Annotated in this window: 21 protein-coding genes; 20 read left to right on the top strand and 1 reads right to left on the bottom strand. The window is 38.6% G+C overall.

Going from position 1 to position 22,834, the window contains the following annotated elements:
- The 15 genes from LI241_RS13675 to LI241_RS13605 all read left to right on the top strand — a co-directional run.
- On the top strand, positions 1–827 hold an 827-nt coding region (locus LI241_RS13675; RefSeq protein ID WP_227151370.1), incomplete at its 5' end, for an Ig-like domain-containing protein.
- 167 nt (positions 828–994) lie between these two features.
- Positions 995–1,450 (top strand): DUF3284 domain-containing protein, encoded by a 456-nt coding sequence (locus LI241_RS13670; RefSeq protein ID WP_008689915.1) that lies wholly within the window; start codon positions 995–997, stop codon positions 1,448–1,450.
- A gap of 1 nt (position 1,451) precedes the next feature.
- The gene (locus LI241_RS13665; RefSeq protein ID WP_008689914.1) at positions 1,452–3,485 is read left to right on the top strand and encodes a BglG family transcription antiterminator; all 2,034 of its coding nucleotides are present in this window, start codon (positions 1,452–1,454) and stop codon (positions 3,483–3,485) included.
- 134 nt (positions 3,486–3,619) lie between these two features.
- Positions 3,620–4,072: a PTS sugar transporter subunit IIA gene (locus tag LI241_RS13660; protein ID WP_008689913.1), complete on the top strand. Its 453-nt coding sequence runs from the start codon at positions 3,620–3,622 to the stop codon at positions 4,070–4,072.
- 19 nt (positions 4,073–4,091) lie between these two features.
- Entirely contained in the window at positions 4,092–4,559 is a 468-nt protein-coding gene (locus LI241_RS13655) for a PTS sugar transporter subunit IIA (protein ID WP_008689912.1), read from the top strand.
- Positions 4,560–4,582: 23 nt separating this feature from the next.
- On the top strand, positions 4,583–4,861 hold the full coding sequence (locus LI241_RS13650; protein WP_008689911.1) for a PTS sugar transporter subunit IIB: 279 nt from the start codon (positions 4,583–4,585) through the stop codon (positions 4,859–4,861).
- A 13-nt stretch (positions 4,862–4,874) separates the two neighbouring features.
- Positions 4,875–6,278 carry a PTS transporter subunit IIC gene (locus LI241_RS13645; protein WP_008689910.1) on the top strand — a complete coding sequence of 468 codons (1,404 nt, stop codon included), beginning with the start codon at positions 4,875–4,877 and terminating at the stop codon, positions 6,276–6,278.
- A gap of 14 nt (positions 6,279–6,292) precedes the next feature.
- Positions 6,293–7,303, top strand: a complete 1,011-nt coding sequence (locus LI241_RS13640; RefSeq protein WP_008689908.1) for a Gfo/Idh/MocA family protein — start codon at positions 6,293–6,295, stop codon at positions 7,301–7,303.
- 2 nt (positions 7,304–7,305) lie between these two features.
- On the top strand, positions 7,306–8,187 hold the full coding sequence (locus LI241_RS13635; protein WP_008689907.1) for an aldose 1-epimerase family protein: 882 nt from the start codon (positions 7,306–7,308) through the stop codon (positions 8,185–8,187).
- A 191-nt stretch (positions 8,188–8,378) separates the two neighbouring features.
- Positions 8,379–9,062, top strand: coding sequence for a suppressor of fused domain protein (locus LI241_RS13630; RefSeq protein WP_008689906.1), 684 nt, complete (start codon positions 8,379–8,381; stop codon positions 9,060–9,062).
- A 205-nt stretch (positions 9,063–9,267) separates the two neighbouring features.
- Positions 9,268–9,696, top strand: a complete 429-nt coding sequence (locus LI241_RS13625; RefSeq protein ID WP_008689905.1) for a MarR family winged helix-turn-helix transcriptional regulator — start codon at positions 9,268–9,270, stop codon at positions 9,694–9,696.
- An 11-nt stretch (positions 9,697–9,707) separates the two neighbouring features.
- The gene (locus tag LI241_RS13620; protein ID WP_008689904.1) at positions 9,708–11,438 is read left to right on the top strand and encodes an ABC transporter ATP-binding protein; all 1,731 of its coding nucleotides are present in this window, start codon (positions 9,708–9,710) and stop codon (positions 11,436–11,438) included.
- On the top strand, positions 11,431–13,287 hold the full coding sequence (locus LI241_RS13615; protein ID WP_008689903.1) for an ABC transporter ATP-binding protein: 1,857 nt from the start codon (positions 11,431–11,433) through the stop codon (positions 13,285–13,287). The genes LI241_RS13620 and LI241_RS13615 overlap by 8 nt, the downstream gene beginning before the upstream one ends.
- 151 nt (positions 13,288–13,438) lie before the next feature.
- Positions 13,439–14,743 (top strand): EAL domain-containing protein, encoded by a 1,305-nt coding sequence (locus LI241_RS13610; protein ID WP_008689902.1) that lies wholly within the window; start codon positions 13,439–13,441, stop codon positions 14,741–14,743.
- 203 nt (positions 14,744–14,946) lie between these two features.
- Positions 14,947–15,918, top strand: coding sequence for a rod shape-determining protein (locus LI241_RS13605; RefSeq protein WP_008689901.1), 972 nt, complete (start codon positions 14,947–14,949; stop codon positions 15,916–15,918).
- 102 nt (positions 15,919–16,020) lie between these two features.
- Here LI241_RS13605 and LI241_RS13600 read toward each other — a convergent pair whose 3' ends face one another.
- Positions 16,021–16,773, bottom strand: a complete 753-nt coding sequence (locus LI241_RS13600; RefSeq protein ID WP_008689900.1) for an EFR1 family ferrodoxin — start codon at positions 16,771–16,773, stop codon at positions 16,021–16,023.
- A gap of 488 nt (positions 16,774–17,261) precedes the next feature.
- Between LI241_RS13600 and amrA the strand changes: the two genes are divergently transcribed.
- The 5 genes from amrA (at position 17,262) to LI241_RS13575 (ending at position 22,748) form a co-directional block, all read left to right on the top strand.
- Positions 17,262–18,581, top strand: coding sequence for an AmmeMemoRadiSam system protein A (amrA, locus tag LI241_RS13595; protein ID WP_008689899.1), 1,320 nt, complete (start codon positions 17,262–17,264; stop codon positions 18,579–18,581).
- Positions 18,562–19,383: an AmmeMemoRadiSam system radical SAM enzyme gene (amrS, locus tag LI241_RS13590; RefSeq protein ID WP_008689898.1), complete on the top strand. Its 822-nt coding sequence runs from the start codon at positions 18,562–18,564 to the stop codon at positions 19,381–19,383. The genes amrA and amrS overlap by 20 nt, the downstream gene beginning before the upstream one ends.
- A 416-nt stretch (positions 19,384–19,799) precedes the next feature.
- Positions 19,800–20,435 carry an ATP-binding cassette domain-containing protein gene (locus LI241_RS13585; protein ID WP_227151368.1) on the top strand — a complete coding sequence of 212 codons (636 nt, stop codon included), beginning with the start codon at positions 19,800–19,802 and terminating at the stop codon, positions 20,433–20,435.
- Positions 20,428–21,207, top strand: coding sequence for an iron export ABC transporter permease subunit FetB (fetB, locus tag LI241_RS13580; protein WP_008689896.1), 780 nt, complete (start codon positions 20,428–20,430; stop codon positions 21,205–21,207). Before LI241_RS13585 ends, fetB begins: the two co-directional genes overlap by 8 nt.
- A 332-nt stretch (positions 21,208–21,539) precedes the next feature.
- Positions 21,540–22,748 carry a helix-turn-helix domain-containing protein gene (locus tag LI241_RS13575; RefSeq protein ID WP_226906247.1) on the top strand — a complete coding sequence of 403 codons (1,209 nt, stop codon included), beginning with the start codon at positions 21,540–21,542 and terminating at the stop codon, positions 22,746–22,748.
- The last annotated feature ends 86 nt before the right edge of the window (positions 22,749–22,834 follow it).

The following is a 22,834-nucleotide window of genomic DNA, read 5'->3' as shown; positions in this document are numbered from 1 at the left end:
CGTATAGTACCAAGGTCACATGGAAGAGCAGTAAACCATCGATTGCGACCGTAAGCTCCAGTGGTGTTGTCACTGGTAAAAAAGCAGGAACGGTATATATTTATGCGAATGCTTATGGAAAAAGTGTGAAATATAAACTTACGATAAAAGAGCCGGCTTTAAAGTTAAATAAGAGCAGCAGTTCAATTTATAAAGGGAAAACAACGACCTTAAAGGCCACGACTTCCTATCGTACCAAGGTCACATGGAAGAGCAGTAATTCATCAATTGCGACCGTAAGTTCCACTGGTGATGTCACTGGTAAGAAAGCAGGAACGGCATATATTTATGCGAATGCTTATGGAAAAAGCGTAAAGTGTAAAGTAACGGTGAAAAATCCGACAATTACATTAAATAAAAGCAAAGCAACTGCTTATGCTGGAAAAAGTTATACCTTAAAAGCAACAACCTCTTATCGTACGAAAATATCTTGGAAAAGCAGTAATACAAAAATTGCGACGGTGGATAGTAAAGGTATGGTAAAGCTTAAAAAAGCAGGTAAAGTAACCATATCCGCAACCGCTTTTGGGAAAAAGGTGAATTGTGTACTAACGGTGAAAAATCCGACATTGAAGGTAAGTAAGGCAAGCGTAAGCATCTATAGGAAGAAATCTTATACGGTGAAAGCTACAGCAGTACCTGGTGGAAAAGTAAGTTGGTCTTCCAGCAATAAGGCAATCGCAACCGTATCCAGCAGCGGAAAGATCACCGGGATGAAAAAAGGGACGGCTTATGTATATGCGAAGATTCACGGTTTAAAGAAAACAATTAAAGTTATTGTAAAATAAGGGCAAGATTGATATAATCAGCCCTTTTTTACGCATTTTATGTATAGAATAATAAAATATTATCTTAAATATACAGGTTATGAATTATTTACAACCGCTTTCATTTGTTATATAATTTGATACACTCCCGATAGAACTTGCATCTCTATACTGAAGGAGGATACATTATGAAAGTAAGACAACATCTGCAAGTGTCCGCAGAAGCTTTTTTTGCGGAGATTATGACATCGATTTGTGCAGATATTCAAAAAGAAACAAAGAAAAAAGTGCGCATGGCAATATTAGAAAAAGGATATTCCTATACCAAACGCTTGCCTAAGCGCAGCACGAAGAATGCCGAAGTGATTGTAAAAATCTTAGACTGCATTCCCAATCGTCGTTACTGTGCAAGCTTTACAAGCCAGATGGATATCACGATCGTATCTTACGACATTGAAGTGATGGATGCCGGCACGATTGCCGTAACCTATGAAGAAAATTATCAGCTGAAAGATGCCTATCAGCTGAAACATCGCTTTTTCAGAGATACGTTATTAGCAAAAGATGCCCAAAAACGTGGTATTAAATTATTGAAACATATTGAACATTGTATCATCAAACAGCAGAAAGCAGGTGCTGTGTGAGATGTTAACCATATCCTTAGAACCCAAGCAGAAGGATTTTATGGAAATCCTGTTAAACGCTGATGCGCCGATATCTATGATGATGCTACAAAAGCAATTAAATATGAGCAGACGCAGTGTATATTATATCGTCAATAAAGTAAATGAACTATTTGCCCAACTGCATATGGAACCTATTTCGAATATACGTGGGAAAGGCTATGTGATGAGTGAAACACAAAAGCTGCAGCTGAAGCCTTTTTTAGAACAACAACAGGATCATTTCCTGCGCCCTAAAGAACGTATTTTTTATCTTATCTGTTGGATGATGTATCCAACAAAACCGATTCACATAGAAGATATCATACAAACCTTGGATATATCACGCAATTCGGTTTTTAATGATCTTAAGGGACTGAAACATGAACTGTCTCATTATGATTTACAGCTAGAATTTGATTTAAAACAAGGGTATTTCATAACCGGTAAGGCATTGCATAAACGAGCTGTTCTTTTATACAGTTTAAAGATGTTGTTACATCGTGTGCATTATCGCAGCTTGAGCTTCCTGAATGTGGGGGAAGTAGAAGATTTTTATGAGCGCTTATTGCGTATCTCAGCTGAAATGGGAAATGAATTTGATAATGCTAATCTACTATCCATTTCCTGCCTGCTGGGAATCATTCATTACACGCATGATGAATTTGATTTCTCTTTATTGGAGTTGAAAAATTTAGCGGAAACAAAGGAATTGAATCTGATTGATACATACTTTCAAGATTTTCATGTACATGAACGCTTGTATTTGGCGGTACATCTGTTAGGCTCTAAGGCTGGGGAAGCCTTACAGGTAGAGGATGATGAAAATGATATTCGTTTGTTTGAATTGGCACAACGGATGAGTGATGCCTTTGAACGCATGGCATGTCTGCAGTTGGTTGATAAGAACGGCTTGATCAATTCCCTTTATCTGCACTTCAAATTATCTATGTATTATTACCGTTTATCTATTCAGGTAGTAAATCCTATGATACAGGAAGTAAAAGAGCATTATGCGGATATTTATGCGATGATTTCCATGATATGTCAAGATATGGCAAAAGCTTTTCCTTTCCCCGTTATGGAAAGTGAATTGGTGTATATTACCATGCATTTTGGCGGACATCTGCGTAAAGGAGGCGGTAAGTTTTATCGCCGTATCAAAGTATTGGTGGTTTGTCCAAGTGGTATTTCGACTTCAACGCTATTACGCAGGGAAATTGAAGATTTATATTCCAATGTGGATGTCGTGGCAACGACCTCAGCAGCGAATCTAGCGCAGTTTGAGGATGAAGTGGATTTTATTGTATCCACCATAACCCTTACCAGTGAAGTACCTTGGATACGAGTAAATACGATTTTAACACAAGAGGATAAATCGCGTATCGCCTCGATGATGATGTTGAATTATGAATCTTATACGATGGATCGCAAACAAGTGAATGGGTTATTTGATGTATTGCGAAAATATGTAGAGGAAGCACAAATGCCTCAATTACAGCGGGATGTCGTAGCATATTTGCGTAATGGCAATGTGTTGGTACATGTAGAAGAGGAAGAACAATTGCGTATCTTTGATGCTTTAAAACAGCAGACCATCCAGATCTTGGATGAACCAATGGAGTGGCAACAGGCGATCCATAAGGCCAGTGAGCCATTGTTGCATAGGGCAATCATCAAGAAGAGTTATGTACAAGCGATGATTGATTTATTATATGATTATGGTCCCTACATCGTATTGGCGAATGGTGTGGCAATTGCCCATGCCAATCCTGAGCAAGGGGCAAATGCTTTAGGATTATCACTGCTTATCAATAAACAAAGCATTACGTTTGAAGATGATGCCAACGTGCATTTTCTCTTTGTATTATCCAATCCTGATCAGGATAAACATTTGCATCTCTTACGCGATATCATGCGTTTGGCAAATGATACAGCTTTAGTAGATCAGCTTCTTAAGATGGACGATACGCTAGCTGTATTAGAAGGATTAAAGAAATTATCCAATATGCAATAAGGTATTAAAATAAAAAAAGGAGTCCAAGTGATTGCACAATGAAGTTCAGTCGGCTTGGACTTTTTCGTATCTTGCATGGTTGTTATAATGGCAACGTAAAGAGATGCATGTCTTACAAAAAAGGAGTGGATAAGGTGAAAGAAGAAAGTATTCAGCTTGCGAATATACAAATCGTATCACAGGTAAAGGATTGGCAAGAGGCAGTAACCTTAGGGATACAAAGATTAATTCTTCACGGTGATGTAAAGGAACAATATCTTAAGGCAGTCATCGATAACGTAAAACACTTTGGTACGAGTTTTATTGTTTCACCTTATGTTATCCTACCACATGCCAGACCGGAACAAGGAGTAATAAGAAATGCTGTTTCGATTGTCTTGGCACAAAAACCATTTTATTTTGATGAACAAAAGGTGCCGGTAAAGCTACTGCTGATCTTAGCACCGACAGATTCTCGCTCACATTTACAAATGTTGCAAAAGTTAGCGTATATCGTGAGTGACAATCAGACTGTCAAGCAGGTGATGGAATGTACAACACCAGAAGCGTTGTATGACATTTTCCTGCAGTATGAAGCTAAGGTGTAGAAAGATGGGGTGAGAATATATGAAATTTCAATTTGTTCCAGAACTGGTTAAAACGGATTTGGAGGCTGTTAATCAAAAAGAAGCCATCACATCACTTGTGACACTATTGAGGAAAGAAGGTTGTGTGCAGGATGATTACGCCGGGCTGGTACTGGAAAGGGAACAGCAGTATCCAACAGGTCTACAGACAAAAGGTGCGGCGATTGCTATGCCCCATGCGTTTGATGAGCGTATCAAAGATTCACATGTGGCAATCGGCATTCTGAAAGATGCTGTCAGTTTTCACAACATGGAAGATATGGAAGAAAGTCTAAATGTCCATATTATCTTTCTGTTAGCTGTTGGGCAAGCGCATGAACAGTTGGAAATGCTGAAGATCTTAATGGGATTGTTTCAAGAAGAAACGATGTTGCAAAAGATGCTGGCAACACATTCTTCGCAGGCAATCTGTGATATGTTGAATGGGTATGTGCAGCAACAAGCTTAAGAAGCAGAAAAGAGGATATAGAGATGAAAAAAATCGTAATTGCTTGTGGTGCAGGCTTGGCAACCTCAAGCATGGTAAAAGATAAGGTGGAAGCAATCTTAAAACAAAAAGGCATTGCTTTTCAAACAATGCAATGTACGTTAACAGAAGTTGATAATTACGATGGCAGCGTGGATTTGATTATAACGACCATGCGTGTCAGAAAGAAATATCATTCACCTGTACTTTCCGGCAGTGCTTATTTATCAGGTGTAAATGAAGATGAAGTAACCGCAAAAATGCTGGAAATCTTGCAAGGATAGAAAGGAGTTACGTATGCAAGTTGTAATGGATGTCATCAGTTACATTGTAGATCTGGGAAGCTATATCTTTGTCCCTATGCTCATGTGTCTGATTGGTTTATTGTTTGGTTTGAAGTTTCCCAAAGCTCTGCGTGCCGGGGCAACGGTTGGTGTTGGCTTGGTCGGTGTCAGTATCGTATCTACGCTAACATCACAATCTTTAGGCCCAGTCATTAATGAGATGGTAAAGGTCTTAAATCTAAATTTGACGGCAATCGATGTCGGTGGTTCACCGGCAGCAGCCGTAGGCTTTGGTGGGTTGTTAGGAGCATCACTGATCGTTATTATCATATTCGTAAATATCGTAATGGTTGCCTTAAAGCTTACCAATACGGTAAATGTCGATGTATATAACTTCTGGTACTTTGCCATAACAGCAGGTTTTGTACAGATTTTAACAGGTAGCTTCTGGTTAGCTATTTTAGCCGGTGTCACTCATGCCATCTTAGGCTTAAAGGTTGCGGATATCATGGCGCATCGTACCCAGCAAATCATCGGTATTGAAGCAATTGCCATTCCACATGGCTTTGCGGCAGCTAGTGCGCCTTTGTTCCTGCTGTTAGATAAAGTTTATGATCATATTCCTTTCTTAGCACATCGCAAGATGGAAGAAGAGTATGAAGAAGAAACCAAAAAAGGAATTGGCCATTATATCGGAGCTATCTTTGGAGAACGTATTTATTTGGGATTGATCATGGGTATGTTCTTTGGTATCGTAGCCGGCTATGATTTTAAGGGAATTGCCGATGTAACGATTAAAACAGCAGCCTTGATGGAATTATTCCCAACGATGGTTAAAATGCTGGTAAATGGTTTAATACCGATTTCCAATCAAGCAAAGCAATTCTTCACCAAGCATTTTGCGGACCGTGAATTGTATATCGGCTTAGATTCTGCTGTTACCATCGGACATCCGGTGACAATATCTGTTGGTTTCTTAATGATTCCTGTCTTTATGATCGTAGCGGCGGTGTTACCGGGAAATACGACATTGCCACTAGGAGAAGTACCGTTTGCGGCTTTCTATGTTTGCTTTGCGACGATTGTACATCGCGCAAATCGCAGAAGAACGATTGTATCCAGCTTGATCTTTATTCCAATCGTGTTATGGATTTCCAGTTGGGCTGCCCCTATGTTTACAGAGCTGGCACACAATGCAAATCTGACACTGGTAGCACAAAATCAGCAGGCAACTACGATGGCTTTAGGAAATCTGTTTATTTTAATTCCAACCTTATTAGCGGAAATACCGGTGGTTGGCGCTATTGCCTTGATTGTCATTGATGTAGCAGTCATCTTCGGTGGTAAGGCCTTGGAAAAATATTATGCGAAAGAAGACGCAAAATTTGAAGAAACAATTGGGATAGAATCCTTATAAGGAGTGTTAAAAAAATGAAAAAATTAACGATTGGTGTAGTAGGTGCAGGTATTTATGGAAATTATCATATCCATACCTATTGCTGTGATAAAAATGTTGAACGTGTGGTATTTTGTGATTTGAATGAAGAACGCAGAATAGCCACGGCTGATAAATATCAGATAACCGGTTATAAAACCGTAAAAGAAATGATTGCGCAGGAGCAGTTAGATGCAATCAGTATCGCAACACCGGATCCATATCATTTTGAACCAGCCAAAGATGCCATGGAAGCCGGAATCAAGTATTTGTTTATTGAAAAACCACTGGCTACCAGTGTAAAAGAATGTGAAGAATTAATTGCCTTAGCTGAAAAACACGGAGTTAAGATTTCGGTAGATTTTCATAAGCGTTGGGATCCTGCCTATAATGCCATCCGTGATGAAATCAAAAAAGATGAGGATACCTTTATCCGTGGCTATATGGCGCTGGATGATATCATTGATGTACCTAGAAAGTGGTTTACTTGGACAGATAAATCGTCTCCTGCCTGGTTTCTAGGGGTACATTGTTATGATTTAATTCGTTATATAACAGACAGTGAAGTAGAAAAAGTATATGCAGTCGGCAATAAGGAAGTATTGAAAAAGGAAGGTTATCAGACATATGATAACATACAGGCAATCTTGACGATGAAAGATGGCAGCAACTGGACGGTAGAAAACAACTGGATCCTGCCTGTGACTTTTCCTAAATCCAATGATGGACAGCTTGTTGTCGTAACTGAAAAGAAATATTTTAAGAATGAATCCTATCGTGGTGTTAAGAGCTTTACGGATAAGAAAGAGTCGATTCCTAATTATATCTTCATGAATTTTACCCAAGACAGTGCCAGTGGCTTTGGTTTAGAACCAATGCAGGAATTTGTGGCTGATATTTTATCAGACCGTCCATTTAGAACTTCTATTTATGATGGTTTACAGGCAACGCGCATTGCACAGGCGGTACATGATTCTTGTGAAAGCGGAAAGGTCGTGTATTTATAACCATGGTGTGCATCGCCTCTAAACAATTACGGGTAGAAATTGATGAACTGGGTGCACAAATGCGTTCCTTGTATAGCATCCCACAGCAAATGGAATATTTATGGCAAAGAGATGCGGCGATATGGGGCAGCAGTGCTCCTGTCGTCTTTCCTGTCATAGGAAAGCTACACAATTTATCCTATCAGCTGGATGGAAAAACCTATTCCATGCGTTCTAATGGCATCCTGCGGTATGAAACATTGCCCATTCTTGCGCAGGGAGAATCGTATGTGGAGTTTTTGTTCACCAGTACACAAGAAACAATGAAACAATATCCGTATCAATGCCGCGTGCGTCTGCGTTATGAAGTGATCGATAATAAGCTCATTGTAACAGCAGCGATTTCTAATGATGATACACGTACTCTATATTATAATTATGCCGGACATCCGGGGTTCCGCATTCCTTTAGATGAGAATGAATCCTGTGATGATTATTATGTAGAATTTGAGAAACCGGAAACAATGAATATTTATGAGGTATGTGAAAGTGGGCAGCTGCTACAGAAACAACAACCTTTCTTTCATGAAGAACGACGTTTCTTCATACGCAAAAATCTGTTTCAAAAAGAGGCATTGGCATTTATCCATCCTGCATCAACGAAATTGCATATTCGCTCACTGACAAAGCAAACAAAAATAACTGTTGATTTTACCGGCTTTGATCATGTGGGAATCTGGTCACCATATCATAAGGAAAAAAAGCTTTCCTTCCTATGTGTGGAGCCATGGATCGGTCATACGGACTTTTATGGTTATGAAGGCGATTTTAGTAAACGAGATGGCATTGCTTCTTTAGCACCGAAAAAAACAAGCGTACATCAATATAGTATTACCATATCTTAAAGGCGGATTGTTAAAATCGTAAACCCTTCTTACATAACTTACAGATAACAACTTTCGCTTTGGATGTATCATGAGATGAGCATGGTACATCTTTTTACTATGGAAGATAAAGAGGAGTATCCCTAAGAAAGAAAATTGTGCACTTTTCATAGCCGTGTTATACTGATAATATGTATATGGGAGGTATGATCATGGGATTCTTTAAAAAACATAAAGCAAAGCAGGAACAGCTTGTTCCTTTGGAAGTATATGAAGAAAATGAAATCCAAGAGCTGGAAGCATATATTCAGAAAACCTTCGGCCCTTTTGAAAATGTTTTTCACGAAATCTTTTCGCCGGATATTCATGTGGATATTGCCATAATAGCTCCTAATGAAACAGATCCTTATTATAAACTTGTCACCATGGGTATGGGTGCGCATGATATGGAGGTACCATCGCAATTTGCTGCGTATGAATTACGCAATGCCGAATTGCTAATCTATCTTCCAGCAGATTGGAACATCGAAAGTAATGATGAAAATGATTATTGGCCACTTCGTTGGCTGAAAATAATCGCTCGGATGCCGATAGATTATCATACATGGATCGGTTATGGTCATACCATTGCGGCTGGATCCGATCGTGCAACGCTATCTGATAATAATCAATTTGAGGGGATTGGGCTGATTGAAGCATTAGAAGCCGAAAAGAAACCGGCGTGTGTGCGCTTAAGCAGCGGAAAACTCATTCGTTTTTATCAATTGTTACCTTTATATGGGGAAGAAATGGAGTATAAGCTACACTGTCAGGATATGGAGGCATTGTTAGCTAAATTTGATGATGATTTCTCACTTGTCGTCGATATTCATCGTAAAAATTATGGAAAGCTTTGAGTTTATAAAAGTCGGTTAACAATGATAGGATCACTCCTTTCGTAAACAACGTTTTCTTCATTTACGTTGTCTACTAAGAAGTATTCATATCACAATAAGACTGACTTTTTTTGTTTAAAATGAGCATTTCATATTGACAAGATAAGTACCTGGTATTATATTTAGCTTGCTAACAATTAGCAAGCTAATGATTGGGGGTGAAGAAATGAAAACGCCATTTTATCTTATGGTATTTAAAACTTTTCATGCACAGCGCAACCAAATTCGCAAAGATATGGAAAGTTATGAGCTTTCTCCGGGACAACCGAAGGTTTTACGCTATGTTTTAGGAAATGAGAATTGCATGCTGAAAGATATTGCCGAAGCGTGTGATGTAGAATGTGCTACAGTTTCCCGTATTTTAACTTCGTTAGAAGAGAAAAAAATGTTGATACGTACAATTGATGCGAAAAATAAACGCGCATTGAAATTATGCATTACCGAAAAGGGCAAGCATGCTTTACAAGAATGGAATGCCCATTGTAAAGAAGTGGAAGCATTGTCATTGAAAGGTTTTAGTGAGGAAGAGCAGGAGCAATTTAAACAGTTTCTTAACCGTATGTATCACAATCTTAGCAATAAAACGTTAGATTAGGAGGTAAGATTATGCTGAAACGTATGTTTCCTTATATGCATAAGTATCGCAAATATCTATGGCTAAGCTGTTTCTGTGTGGTTGCGGAAACCGTATTTGAGTTGGTCATTCCTTTATTAATGGCGGATATCATAGATGTTGGGGTTGCCAATCAAGATAAGACATATATTTTGTTACAAGGCTCTAAGATGATTGCATGTGCATTGCTGGCACTGATTTTAGGGGTGCTGTATGCACGCTTTGCGGCAACGGCAGGGCAAGGATTTGGAGCAGAATTGCGAAAAGATGAGTTTAGGAAAGTTCAGGAATTTTCTTTTGCGAATACCGACCATTTTTCTACAAGTTCTTTGATAACCCGTTTAACTAGTGATGTTACCATTTTGCAGACAGCCATTTCCAATGGAATACGGCCCTTTGTTCGCTCACCGGTCATGTTGCTGACAGCTTTAATTTTAACCTTTACGATTAATAAAGATCTAGCCATCGTATTCTTGATAGCAATCCCGATATTGGGCCTTGGTTTATTTCTGATCATTCATAAGGTAGGTCCTTTATATCGTTTGATGCAGGCATCCATCGACAAGGTAAATACCATCGTTCAAGAGAATCTGATTGCCATACGTGTGGTGAAATCCTATGTGCGAGGCACGTATGAGAAGGCCAAATTCCAAAAGGTCAATGAGCAATTACGCTATGCAAGTGAAAAAGCATTCCGGACTTCTGTATGGAATCTGCCATTGTTTCAGGTGGTTATGTATACGACCATTTTATGTATTCTCTGGTTTGGGGGAAATATGATTTTCGTTGGTACGATGAAAGTCGGGGAATTGACCGGGTTTTTAAGTTATGTTTTACAGATACTGAATTCTTTGATGATGATTTCCAATGTCTTTTTGATGTTGACACGATCACTTGCCAGCTGTGAACGTATTATTGAAGTGCTGGATGAACCATTGGATATCCATGATGAAGCAGGAGCTGATGCTTATATTGAACATGGAACGATTGATTTTTCTCATGTGTATTTCAAATATAAGAAAGATGCTGAAGAATATGTGCTGCGTGATATCAATCTGCATATTCCAGCCGGTTCTACCATCGGTATTCTGGGAGGTACCGGTTCGGCAAAAACAACCTTGGTACAGTTGATACCACGTTTATATGATGTGGAAGATGGCATCGTATCCATTGATGGACGCAATGTGAAAGCATATCCTTTACAGCATTTACGTGATGCCATTGGTATGGTATTGCAAAAGAATACTTTATTTTCCGGAACGATTCGTGAAAATCTGTTATGGGGAAATGCGCAGGCGGATGATGAAGAGCTAGACTGGGCGTGTGAGGTTGCTTGTGTAAATGAGTTCTTACCTAATTTCCCTAAGGGATATGAAAGTGATTTAGGGCAAGGCGGTGTTAATGTATCTGGTGGACAAAAGCAGCGTCTTTGCATAGCAAGAGCATTGCTGAAACATCCTAAAGTCTTAATTTTTGATGATTCCACGTCAGCTGTGGATACCGCAACCGAAGCGCATATTCGAGAAGGCTTAGCAGCTTTAAAAGACACAACAAAAATTATCATTGCGCAACGGGTCACCAGTGTAATGCATGCGGATCAGATCATCATCTTAGAGGATGGAGGTATTCATGCCATCGGCACGCATGAAGAGTTGTTGGCAAAGGATGCCATTTATCAGGAAATTTATACTTCACAACAGGAAGGAGCTGGTTTCCATGGCTAAACAGATTACGGGAAAGAAACCCCAAAATATGCGGAAAACCTTAAAAACCTTTCTGCATTATTTAGGAAATCATAGCTTTGCTTTGTTGTTTGTTGGGGTATTGGTAATTGCCAGTGCAGGAGCGAATCTATATGGCACCTATATGTTACAACCCATCATAGATAATTATATTGTTCCTCATGATTACGATGGTTTAATCATGGCCATTCTGTTTATGGCTTTGATGTATGGCAGCGGTGCTGTATGTACGGCTATTTACAAACAGCTGATGACGCATACCTCACAAAAGATCGTTATGGAAATCCGTCAGGATTTATTTGCGAAAATGCAGAAATTACCATTACGCTTCTTTGATTCAAATACGCATGGGGATATTATGAGCCATTTTACAAACGATTTGGATACGGTACAGGATGCAATGAATAACTGCTTTGATAATCTTATCCAAAGCTTTACCATGATAATCGGTACATTGATTGCCATCTTTATTTTAAACTGGCAGCTTTCATGTATTGTTATGATTTTTATGATTATTATGTATTTGCTGATTCAGTATTACAGTAAAAAGTCTAAGTATTATTTTTCGCATCAGCAAGCAGCGATGGGAAAATTAAATGGGTTTATCGAGGAAATGGTTGATGGTGTTAAGGTCGTTAAAGTATTTAATCATGAAGAACCAAACTTTGAAGAATTTGAACGCCGTAATGAAGCATTGCGCAGTGCAGCTACCGAAGCACTGACTTATTCTGGAAGAACTATACCAACGGTTGTGTCATTGTCATATTTCAACTACGCAATTGTCGCATGTATTGGAGGTTTCTTCGCAATCGCTGGAAATCTTGGCCTTGGGGCATTATCCGCATATTTGGTATATGTACGTCAAACAGCTTTGCCAATCAACCAATTCACGCAACAGTTAAACTTTATGTTAGCCGCAATGGCAGGTGCTGAGCGTATTTTTGATATGATGGAAGAATGTGAAGAGGTAGATAATGGAGAAGTAACCCTTACACGGGTCCGTCTGTTAGCCGATGGCAGTATGCAGGAATGTCAGGAATATACAGGACATTGGGCATGGCGACATCCACATGATGGTGAAATTGAACTTGTATTGCTGCGTGGTGATGTCCGTTTCCATGATGTTGTTTTTGCCTATGAACCAGGGGTAACGATCTTAAAAGACATTAACCTATATGCCAAACCCGGACAGAAAATTGCCTTTGTGGGCAGTACCGGAGCCGGCAAGACAACCATCACCAATTTGATCAACCGCTTCTATGATATCGAAAGTGGCAGTATCACCTATGATGGGATAGATGTAAAGCTCATTGCCAAAGATGATTTACGTCGTTCGATGTCCATCGTATTACAGGATACGCATCTGTTTACGGGTACGATTGCGGATAATATTCGCTATGGAAATCTACATGCTACCATGGATCAGATTATTGAGGCAGCAAAACTGGCAAATGCTCATTCTTTTATTAAGCGTCTTCCTGATGGATATCATACGATGCTGAGTGGAGATGGAGCAAACTTATCACAAGGACAGCGTCAATTGCTTGCGATTGCCAGAGCAGCAATCGCTAATCCTCCAGTTCTGATCTTAGATGAAGCAACTAGCTCTATTGATACACGTACGGAAAAACTGATTGAACAAGGAATGGATAAATTAATGCAAAATCGTACCGTCTTTGTGATTGCCCACCGTTTATCTACGGTTCGCAATGCCGATGCCATCATGGTCTTAGATCATGGAGAAATTATCGAACGTGGAAGTCATGAAGAACTATTAAAACAAAAAGGACGTTATTATCAATTATATACCGGACAGTTTGAATTAGATTGATAAGATAGATTTCCATGTCTTTGTAACCTTTTTTAGAAGTATTAAGGGCAGCTACGTATAAATAACTGCTCTTTTTCATTAAGAATCAAAAAAATTACTGTCATGTGACATTATGGTATATAATAGATAGCATACAGTAGGGGTAATGGTCATGAAAAACAAAGATAAACTAAGGCATGTTTCGCATACCAATGAATGGTTAGAACATATTTATGAAACCATCATTCAGAAGGATGAAAAAGAATATGCTTTTGTGGAAATGAATATCAAACAATTTCGCTATATTAACATCGAATATGGTTGTGCCTTTGGTGATCATGTATTAGTCAGTATGCAACAGCTTTTAGAAACACAGTTAAAAGGACGTGGCTATGTCGCAAGACGATATGCAGATACCTTTGATTTCTTTGTTGAACATAATCATGAGACGCATGTCTTGGATTCTTTTCTGATGGATATCATAGATGCTGTATTTGAAAATGGAATAGAAGGATTACATAAAAATCTATATACCTCTTTTGGCATATATTTATTGCATGAGGAATGTCCACCTTTTGCGAAGTTACAGACATTGGCAGGCATTGCGCGAAAACAATTACATCACGACAGACGGACCTTCAGCTATGAATTGGCGCAGCAAGATGTCGTGCAAGAATATTTAAAGACCTATCGCTTATCGACAAAGCTTACTCAGGCGCGCTTTCTTAACCAGTTTCAGATTTATATTCAACCTAAGGTAGAACTGCAGACACACAAAATCTGTGGCGGTGAGCTGTTGATGCGGTGGATATTAGAGGATGGGACGATGGTTCCCTTAAATGAATTTATGTCTACCTTTACCAAAAATGGCGATTTATATATGATTGATTTACAGCACTTTGATAAGATGTGTGCTTTCCTTCAGCAGCGCATAAAGAAACATAAGGCAGTAGTGCCAATCAGTTTTAATGTGACCAATTTAACCGTTTTTGATGGTGATTTTCTACAAGATTATCTAGGGACGTTTCGCCAATATTCTTTACCGAAAGATCTGATTGAATTTGAATTTACCGAAGATATTCATTTTGAGAAAAAAGATCAGGTACAAGATATAATTGATATTTTCCGCAGTGAAGGATTCACTTGTACCTTAGATGATTTCGGTAATGGTTTTTCTTCCTTTGATTTGTTAATGAATGCTGCCATTGATATTATTAAGCTAGATCGTTTGTTTTTTCAGGGCATGTTGAGTGAACAGCGAAAACGGGTCATCCATAATATCATCGACATTGCGAAAATCAAGGGAATCAAGGTCTTGGCTGAAGGTGTGGAAACAAAAGAATATGCACGGTTTGTAGAAGCAGAAGGCTGTGACTATATACAAGGCTTTTATTATTATCGTCCAATGCCTTTGGGTGAATTTGAAAAGCTTTTAGACAGTGATAAGATCTTGCCCTATACGATGGATGATAAATAAAAGGATTGTGTTCAGCAGGTGGTTTTGACTATGTTATAAACATGGCGGATCCACCTTTTTTGGTAAATTTGTACCTTCATCATAAAACAGAAAAAGAAAACCGGTAATTTTATAAGGTTATTTTGCTTTTTCATAAGGTATGTAGTATATTAATATTGGAAAATTAAGGTTGTGCATATACAAAATGAAGGAAGGGTAAAGGAATGGTAAGAAAAATTGGAATCGACTTGGGGACAACCAATCTGTTGATTTGTTTAGACAATAAGGGTGTCATCGTAGATGAACCATCTGTCATAACGGTAGATGCCTCTAGCAAGAAATGTATTGCGGCAGGATTAGATGCCAGAGAGATGTTGGGACGTACACCTAAGAATATGCTTTGTATTCGCCCATTGAAGGATGGGGTGGTCGCTGATTTTGAAGCAACGGATATGATGTTAAATTATTTTCTTAAGAAATGTGAATTAAAAGGAATGTTTAAAAAGAACATTATTTTGATTTGTCATCCGACTAAGATAACATCCGTTGAAAAGAATGCGATTCGTGATTGTGCATATCGTGCAGGAGCAAAGAAAGTTTATTTAGAAGAGGAACCAAAGGTTGCGGCTGTGGGAGCTGGTTTAGATATTGGTAAAGCAAGTGGTAATATGGTACTAGATATTGGGGGAGGAACAAGTGATATCGCCGTATTGTCTTTGGGTGATATTGTATGTTCAACATCAATCAAAACAGCCGGAAATCGTATTACTCAGGATATCATTGAAAATGTTCGATCAAAACGTAAGATGTATATCGGTGAACAAACAGCAGAAGAAATCAAACAGAAGATCGGAAATGCGATGGTCGTAAAAGATGCGGAAACCATTTCCGTGAGTGGACGTGATGTGGAAACTGGACTTCCTCATGCTATAGAAATCAATAGCAATGAAGTAGAAAGCTATATTCGTGGTAGCCTTCAAGAAATTGTACATGCCACAAAGACCATTCTTGAGGTTACTCCTCCAGAATTGGCATCTGATATTGTTCAGCATGGATTGGTGCTGACAGGTGGAGGTGCCTTGTTGAGAAATCTGGATACCTTGATGCGCAATGAGTTGATGATTCCGGTATATGTTGCTGAAAATGCGCTGCACAGTGTTGTGGATGGCTGTAACATCATGCTGCAGAATTTATAATAAATGAATGTAAGTAAAGAATACCGATAAAGAATACCGAAAGAACCCCCTATGCTTTATGCATAGGGGGTATAGCATTATATAGGATATGGATGGATACCATTATACATCTTTGTCACAAGTATATCGCGGTAATCCAAGGCTATGTTTACCATATTCAATCGCTTCTTTAGGACAACGATTGATACATGCCATGCAATGCGTACAGTGCTTTCCCCATACCGGTTTTCCCTTTTTCAATTGAATATTGTTAAGTGGGCATACGTTAACACATTGACCACAAGATATGCAATGATCACTCGCATAAAATTTTTTTGCATGGACCATAACAGGATAAAACAGATAATTTACAATTCCACTCTTTATTCTATCCATGAAAGATATTGTTGTATGTGGCAACGGCATTCCTTTTTTAATAGTAAGAGCCGTATGATCGATGATACTTTCCGCCTGATCAATGATTTGCAAAGCTTTATCTTTTGTTGGGGTAGTAAATAATGCGATATAGTTTTCCGGCATGATGATCTTGATGCAGCCATAGTAATTCATGTTCTTTTCAGCACACAATCTTTTAAGATATTTCCCTGCGTTACCGATACTATCACCACAGGTCATTACAAAATAAATATTCTTATTTCCTGTGAACTTTGTTTCCCTGATCCACGTATGGACAATACGTGGTATTCTCCATGCATATGTTGGGACAACAATGACCCATGGGCGTTGTGAGGTTACTTTTGCATTGTCCTTTTCTTTACATTTATCAAAAAGATTCATTACCTCATCTTGAATCATTTTACTTATTCGTTTTGCTACATATTCACTATTTCCTGTACCTGAAAAATATAAAATCATAGGGCATTCTCCTTTGCGTTTGTTTTCGGCTTTATGCTGGCCGAAATTAAGTTCATTAACTTAGCAAGTTCTTTCCAATGCAATATCTCTTAACTTGTTCAATACATTCATTCATAAAATTTAGATGTCTTTTACGAATGCGTTCTCTTGTAACATTCTTTGACTATTGTATCTAACATACGCATGAAAATCAACTTTGGTAAAGCATGTCTTTCGCATAAGAGGGGTGTATGTTTTGCGTAATGAGCACAAGATGAAAGCCTTAGCGTAATAGCGAGAATGGATGTGAATGTTTCTATCACGTAATCAGGATGAACATTACCTAATGGGAATGCTAAAGAATATGAAAAATAGGCAATTGGAAAGATATTGATCATCCTCTGGATCCGAATCTTAAAACAATAAACTATTATAAGTTAATTCTTAGATAGTGGTATAATGAGTGTATCAAAAACAACGATAAGTTGTTAAAAAGAAAGGTGATTTTTATGTTGAAAGCTGCTTATATCGTGCCACATCCACCCATTCTGCTTCCCGAAATAGGAAAGAAAGAGGAAGAAAAAATCAGTCTCACAAGGCAAGGCTATGAAACGATTGCAAAAGATATCGCCCGTATTCGTCCACAAACAATCGTGATATGCTCACCGCATGCACCGGCCTATATGGATTATATTCATATTTCCGATGGAGAACAAGCGTATGGTGATATGCGTGCATTTGGCTGTGAACAGGTGCAATTTCATGAACATTATGATGTGGATTTCATCAATGTCCTTTGTTCCCTGGCCCAAAAGGCTCATTTGCCGGCTGGTACCCTGGGGAATCAGGAACCTGTATTAGATCATGGTACGATGGTACCACTTTACTTTATAGAACAAGCATATCGTGATTTTCAAATGGTCCGTATTGCTGTATCCGGTTTGGATAGAGATACGCATATACAATTTGGAGAATGCATATATAAAGCCGCAACATCCTGTGGGAAGGATGTAGTGCTCATAGCCAGTGGCGATCTGTCACATAAGCTCAAGAAAGATGGACCTTATGGCTATACCAAAGAAGGGCCTGCCTTTGATGAGGCCTTTGTAAAACTTTTAAAAGCAGATGCTTTGAACGATATTACCACTTTACCTAATGATATTTGTGAAAAAAGTGCTCAATGTGGTCTACCTGCTTTTCAGATGATGTTGGGGGCAGTTCAGCATCAATATGAGCATTGTCAATTTTTATCTTATGAAGGAGCATTTGGGGTAGGCTATGCAACGGCAATTATTCGGATGAAAATGCAAGATCCCTATGTAGCCCTGGCTCGTAAGGCACTGGAAACCTATGTCAAAGAAGGACGTATATTAAGAGACGATGAGGTAGAAGATAAAACGCTTTGCCAACAGCATGCGGCAGTATTTGTGAGCATACAAGAAAAAGGACAACTACGTGGATGCATCGGTACGCTGCAAGCAACAAAAGAACATATCGCACAGGAAATTATATCCAATGCGATTGCGGCCGGCAGTCGTGATCCGCGGTTTCCTCCTGTACAAAAAGAAGAACTTGCACACCTTGTGTATCATGTGGATGTGTTATGTGAGCCAGAGCAGATTACATCCTTTGCCCAATTGGATGTGAAACGTTATGGCATCATTGTAAGTGATGCCTATCATCAAGGCGTGTTGTTACCTGATCTGGAAGGTGTGGATACGATACAACAACAGGTAGCAATTGCTTTACATAAGGCAGGAATTGATGAAAACGCTTCTTACACCTTAGAGCGCTTTGAGGTGATACGTCATGAAGAATGTCGTTTGTGATCTTTGTTTTCATCATTGTGTACTGAAGGAAGGACAACGCGGATTCTGTCGAGCTCGTATCGTCAAACACGGTAAAATAATTTGTGAAAACTATGGAAAGATTACCTCATTGGCTTTAGATCCCATCGAAAAGAAACCGTTGCGAAGGTTTCATCCCGGCTCTAATATCTTATCCATAGGCAGCTATGGCTGTAATATGCGCTGCCCATTCTGTCAAAATCATGAAATCAGTATGAGCGAGACGATACCATATCATCCCATTTCACCTGCAACCCTTGTTGAATTGGCTTGTGCGAAACGAAAAGATGGAAACATTGGTATTGCCTTTACATATAATGAACCTTTGATTTCCTATGAATATGTTTTCGATTGCGCAGTTGCAGCAAAAGCTAAAGATCTAGCAGTTGTCATTGTCAGTAATGGCATGATCGAAACAACCAAATTATTAGCGCTATTGCCCTATGTTGACGCAATGAATATTGATCTGAAAGGATTTCAAGATAACATCTATGAGGAATTAGCCGGTAATTTGGAACAGGTGAAAGAAACGATTCGCTGTGCTGCAGCCCATACGCATGTGGAAATAACTTCGCTTATCGTTCCCCGGCGTAATGATGCAATCGCAGATATGCTGAAACAATGTGAATGGCTGGCCCAAATTGATACAAATATACCACTACATATCACACGCTATTTTCCACACTATCATCAATTGGATGCTACTACGGATATCCGGCTGCTAGAACGCTTACTTCAAGGAGCTAAGCAATATCTGACTTATGTCTATAAAGGCAATTGGTAGGTTTTTGTACACAGTCAAATACATGCAGAAGGAAGGGAAGTGCTGTTCGCAAAATAGCATTTCTTTTCTATTACATGAGAAGAAGTATAATAAAGCAAGCGGTCATAGCTATTAGAAAAACGTTAATTTTCGTAATAGTAACAGCAATATAAATGTTAAATCTTTATTTTAAGAATAAAAAATACCAATAAAATGTAAGGTTTCTAGAAGCATTTCCTGTTCGCTATCGTACTTTCTTAATCTATCATGAAGTGATGAATCGCAATACCTATTTTCTCAATATAGCGCAAAAATTATCCATCCGATATCTTTAGATTAAATTGCTCCATATGTTTGTAAAGTAAGTACGAAACATTTTGCATACTATTGGAAGCATATGGAAAATTATGCTATCCTTAAGAAAAGGAAGTGGTATTATGTTTGAAATCAAAAAGCTTAAATTTAAACATATTTTACAGATTGATCATCTGATGATTGATCGTCAGATCACATGTCTGATTGGCCCCAGCGGAAGTGGAAAAACAACACTGTTAAGAATGCTGAACCGCCTGAATGAGGCAGAGGAAGGAAGCATTTATTTTAATGGCGTAGATATCAAGGAAATGCATCCTATCAAACTACGTCGTAAGATCATCATGTTGGGACAGACGCCTATTTTATATTCGGGTACAATTGCAGACAATTTGCAAATCGGCTTAAGGTTGAGTGAACAGCCGCTTGCTGATGAAAATCGTTTGCTTGCTTATTTAGATAAGGTCGGTTTACATAAGGAACTCAATGATACTTGTGAAAAGCTGTCAGGCGGAGAAAAACAACATCTATGTTTAGCACGTGTTCTTTTAATGGATGCCGATGTATATTTGGCAGATGAGCCTAGCAGTGCAATGGATAAGGAAACAGAAAGCTTTGTTATAGATAATTTAGTAACCTTTGTGAAGGAACATGACAAGCAACTGGTTATGGTGACACATAGTTCTGAGATTGCACAGCGTTATCCTCATGGTTTATTGGAACTTGCCCAAGGTGGCTGTAGGGGGTATGTATATGAATAATACAGTTATGGATCTTTCTATTTTAAATTTAGCCATCGCCTATGTGTTTGTGCTTGTTTTGTTGGTTATTTTCAAGGCAAGAGGCATTCGTCGCGAAAAGATGATTTTGATTGCGACCACACGAATGACTATTCAATTGACCTTGATGGGATTTGTCTTATTGTATGTATTCAAACATCCCAGCTGGTGGCTGACATTAAGTATGCTTGCCATCATGTTAGGCTTTGCCGTTTATAATGCGTTAAAGCGCGTTAAATACTCCATGTCAAAAGAATTAAAACGCTTAGTTGCTCTTTCCATGATCATCGGTTATTTGGTGACGGCAGTGGTCTTTATGCTATTGGTGTTACAGGTAGAACCTTGGTTTAATCCACAATACTTCATACCGATCAGTGGTATGATCATTGGCAATAGTATGACAGGGATTGCCCTTGGGGCAAACCGTCTGTGCGCCAATATGCGAGATCATCGTGAGCGTATTGAAAACAGTCTGATGTTAGGGGCAACGTGTAAGGTAGCAACGTTTGATGAGGTCAATGACGCCTTTGACAGTGCTATCTTGCCAACCATGAATAACATGATGACGATGGGAATCGTATCTTTACCGGGAATGATGACAGGACAAATGTTATCAGGAACTTTCCCACTCACGGCTATTAAATATCAGATTGGTATCATGTTGGCCATCCTTGGCTGTACGGCTATTACGGTTGTCATCTTTGTGACGCTTGGTTACAAAACCTTCTTTACTTCCAGCGCGGCTTTAAAGTAATCTGTTTATTCAAAACAAATAATTATACAGGAGTGTGGGCAGTAGATAAACAGCTCACACTTTTTCCTTGCAAACTTGAATCATCTGTGATATATCTGTTATACACGCGTGCAATATACGAGATGTGGGCTATCTTGGTTAGAAGATAAGGGGGATGACACCTGAATAGAAGCAGAGAAAAATTATCGTTATTACGGTCCTGTTTACATGCTTTTACATGAGCAAGAGATGTGGATCATTACGAATCGTATAGAAGTAGGAGAGTAGTATGAAAATAAATATCGTATATCAATCAGGTTATCCATTCATGATGTTGGAATAAGCATATGCAAATGGAATATATAGGAGCGTATCTGCGTTTTAAGCGAGAACAGCAGCATAAAGATGCAGGCGCACTTTGTCTGTCTTGTAACCTTACCCGCATGCAGCTGCATAGTATTGAACAAGGAAAAAGTGAAGCACATCCGAATACAATCAAGCGCATTTGCGACTATCTGAACATTGATTTTATAGCTTTATTTCAACATCAGGAAAAGTATCGGGAATTGTTGGAAGAATCCTTTATTGCATTGATTTATATGCGAAAGGATGAGCAACAGATGCTTATGCAAAAGATCGAAGCCTTACATTTTGAACATTCCATCTTATATCCGCAATATCTATTGATTCATCTGATGTATGTGGCTATTCATGAAGGTGCTGTAGAAAAGTATCAAAGCCTATTAAAACAATGCAGTTATTTTATTGACGTTCTAGAACCACGTCATCAATTTATCTATTATTTATATAAAGGATATTACCAAATGTTGTCAGGACAGTTAGAAGAATCTTTGCATACTTTATGCTTTGCGGATGGCTTATCGGTATTAGAACATCGTGAAATCTTATACAGTATGTATGGACGTTTGTATTACTATCGTAGAGAAATCGTATTAGCGATTGAATATTATAAAAAAGCATATGAGTTATTAGAAAAGAAATGGAATATCAATCGTCTGTTGGCTACGCAATGTGCTTTAGCTGCCTGCTATAATCGTATGAAGGAATATGATGTTGCCTTGCAGCGTCTAATGGATACGTTAAAGCTTGCAAAGCAGTATAAGAATACGGCCGTTATTGAGCGAACATATTATGAATTAGTGATGAATCGCTTTATGGTAAGAGATTATCACAGTGTCATACAATTAGGTGAGAAGGCTATAACGATACATCATCAGCCGCAATATCTTTATTTTTTAATATCCTATGCCAGTGTAAAAGAAAATGAGATGGAAAAAGCATATCTATGGCTAAAACAACGTTTAAAACAAGACACCAATGCTTTATTGCAGCAGCTATTGACTTATGTGTATCATATGGCACAGGGGACAAGTGTTTTACCTTATTTGGTAGAACTCATTCAGCAATTGGAAAAGAATCAAATGGATACCTGTGAGTTATATCGCTTTTTATTAGAAGATTTAGCAAATCTTTATCATGATGCCGGTTGCTATCAGAAGGAAAGTTATTGTCTTCGTAAATTGATGCAGATGGGCTATTAAACGACTTGGCGTCTTATAGGACGCCTTTTTTATGTGTGGCGGGCATGCCACATATCTAGGGTGAAAATCCCTCGGGGCGTAGTTAT

The sequence above is a fragment of the Longicatena sp. 210702-DFI.1.196 genome (assembly GCF_020563125.1).
Classification (GTDB): domain Bacteria; phylum Bacillota_I; class Bacilli_A; order Erysipelotrichales; family Erysipelotrichaceae; genus Longicatena; species Longicatena caecimuris.
Note: the sequence above shows the minus strand (reverse complement) of the source record. Positions and strands in the feature narration are given on the sequence as shown.

What these genes read in the sequence shown, in the direction of transcription:
- LI241_RS13670 (WP_008689915.1), top strand. Translation starts at nt 995, where the DNA reads ATGAAAGTAAGACAACATCTGCAAGTGTCCGCAGAAGCTTTTTTTGCG.
- LI241_RS13665 (WP_008689914.1), top strand. Translation starts at nt 1,452, where the DNA reads ATGTTAACCATATCCTTAGAACCCAAGCAGAAGGATTTTATGGAAATC.
- LI241_RS13655 (WP_008689912.1), top strand. Translation starts at nt 4,092, where the DNA reads ATGAAATTTCAATTTGTTCCAGAACTGGTTAAAACGGATTTGGAGGCT.
- LI241_RS13650 (WP_008689911.1), top strand. Translation starts at nt 4,583, where the DNA reads ATGAAAAAAATCGTAATTGCTTGTGGTGCAGGCTTGGCAACCTCAAGC.
- LI241_RS13645 (WP_008689910.1), top strand. Translation starts at nt 4,875, where the DNA reads ATGCAAGTTGTAATGGATGTCATCAGTTACATTGTAGATCTGGGAAGC.
- LI241_RS13640 (WP_008689908.1), top strand. Translation starts at nt 6,293, where the DNA reads ATGAAAAAATTAACGATTGGTGTAGTAGGTGCAGGTATTTATGGAAAT.
- LI241_RS13635 (WP_008689907.1), top strand. Translation starts at nt 7,306, where the DNA reads ATGGTGTGCATCGCCTCTAAACAATTACGGGTAGAAATTGATGAACTG.
- LI241_RS13630 (WP_008689906.1), top strand. Translation starts at nt 8,379, where the DNA reads ATGGGATTCTTTAAAAAACATAAAGCAAAGCAGGAACAGCTTGTTCCT.
- LI241_RS13625 (WP_008689905.1), top strand. Translation starts at nt 9,268, where the DNA reads ATGAAAACGCCATTTTATCTTATGGTATTTAAAACTTTTCATGCACAG.
- LI241_RS13620 (WP_008689904.1), top strand. Translation starts at nt 9,708, where the DNA reads ATGCTGAAACGTATGTTTCCTTATATGCATAAGTATCGCAAATATCTA.
- LI241_RS13615 (WP_008689903.1), top strand. Translation starts at nt 11,431, where the DNA reads ATGGCTAAACAGATTACGGGAAAGAAACCCCAAAATATGCGGAAAACC.
- LI241_RS13610 (WP_008689902.1), top strand. Translation starts at nt 13,439, where the DNA reads ATGAAAAACAAAGATAAACTAAGGCATGTTTCGCATACCAATGAATGG.
- LI241_RS13605 (WP_008689901.1), top strand. Translation starts at nt 14,947, where the DNA reads ATGGTAAGAAAAATTGGAATCGACTTGGGGACAACCAATCTGTTGATT.
- LI241_RS13600 (WP_008689900.1), bottom strand. Translation starts at nt 16,773, where the DNA reads ATGATTTTATATTTTTCAGGTACAGGAAATAGTGAATATGTAGCAAAA.
- amrA (WP_008689899.1), top strand. Translation starts at nt 17,262, where the DNA reads ATGTTGAAAGCTGCTTATATCGTGCCACATCCACCCATTCTGCTTCCC.
- amrS (WP_008689898.1), top strand. Translation starts at nt 18,562, where the DNA reads ATGAAGAATGTCGTTTGTGATCTTTGTTTTCATCATTGTGTACTGAAG.
- LI241_RS13585 (WP_227151368.1), top strand. Translation starts at nt 19,800, where the DNA reads ATGTTTGAAATCAAAAAGCTTAAATTTAAACATATTTTACAGATTGAT.
- fetB (WP_008689896.1), top strand. Translation starts at nt 20,428, where the DNA reads ATGAATAATACAGTTATGGATCTTTCTATTTTAAATTTAGCCATCGCC.
- LI241_RS13575 (WP_226906247.1), top strand. Translation starts at nt 21,540, where the DNA reads ATGGAATATATAGGAGCGTATCTGCGTTTTAAGCGAGAACAGCAGCAT.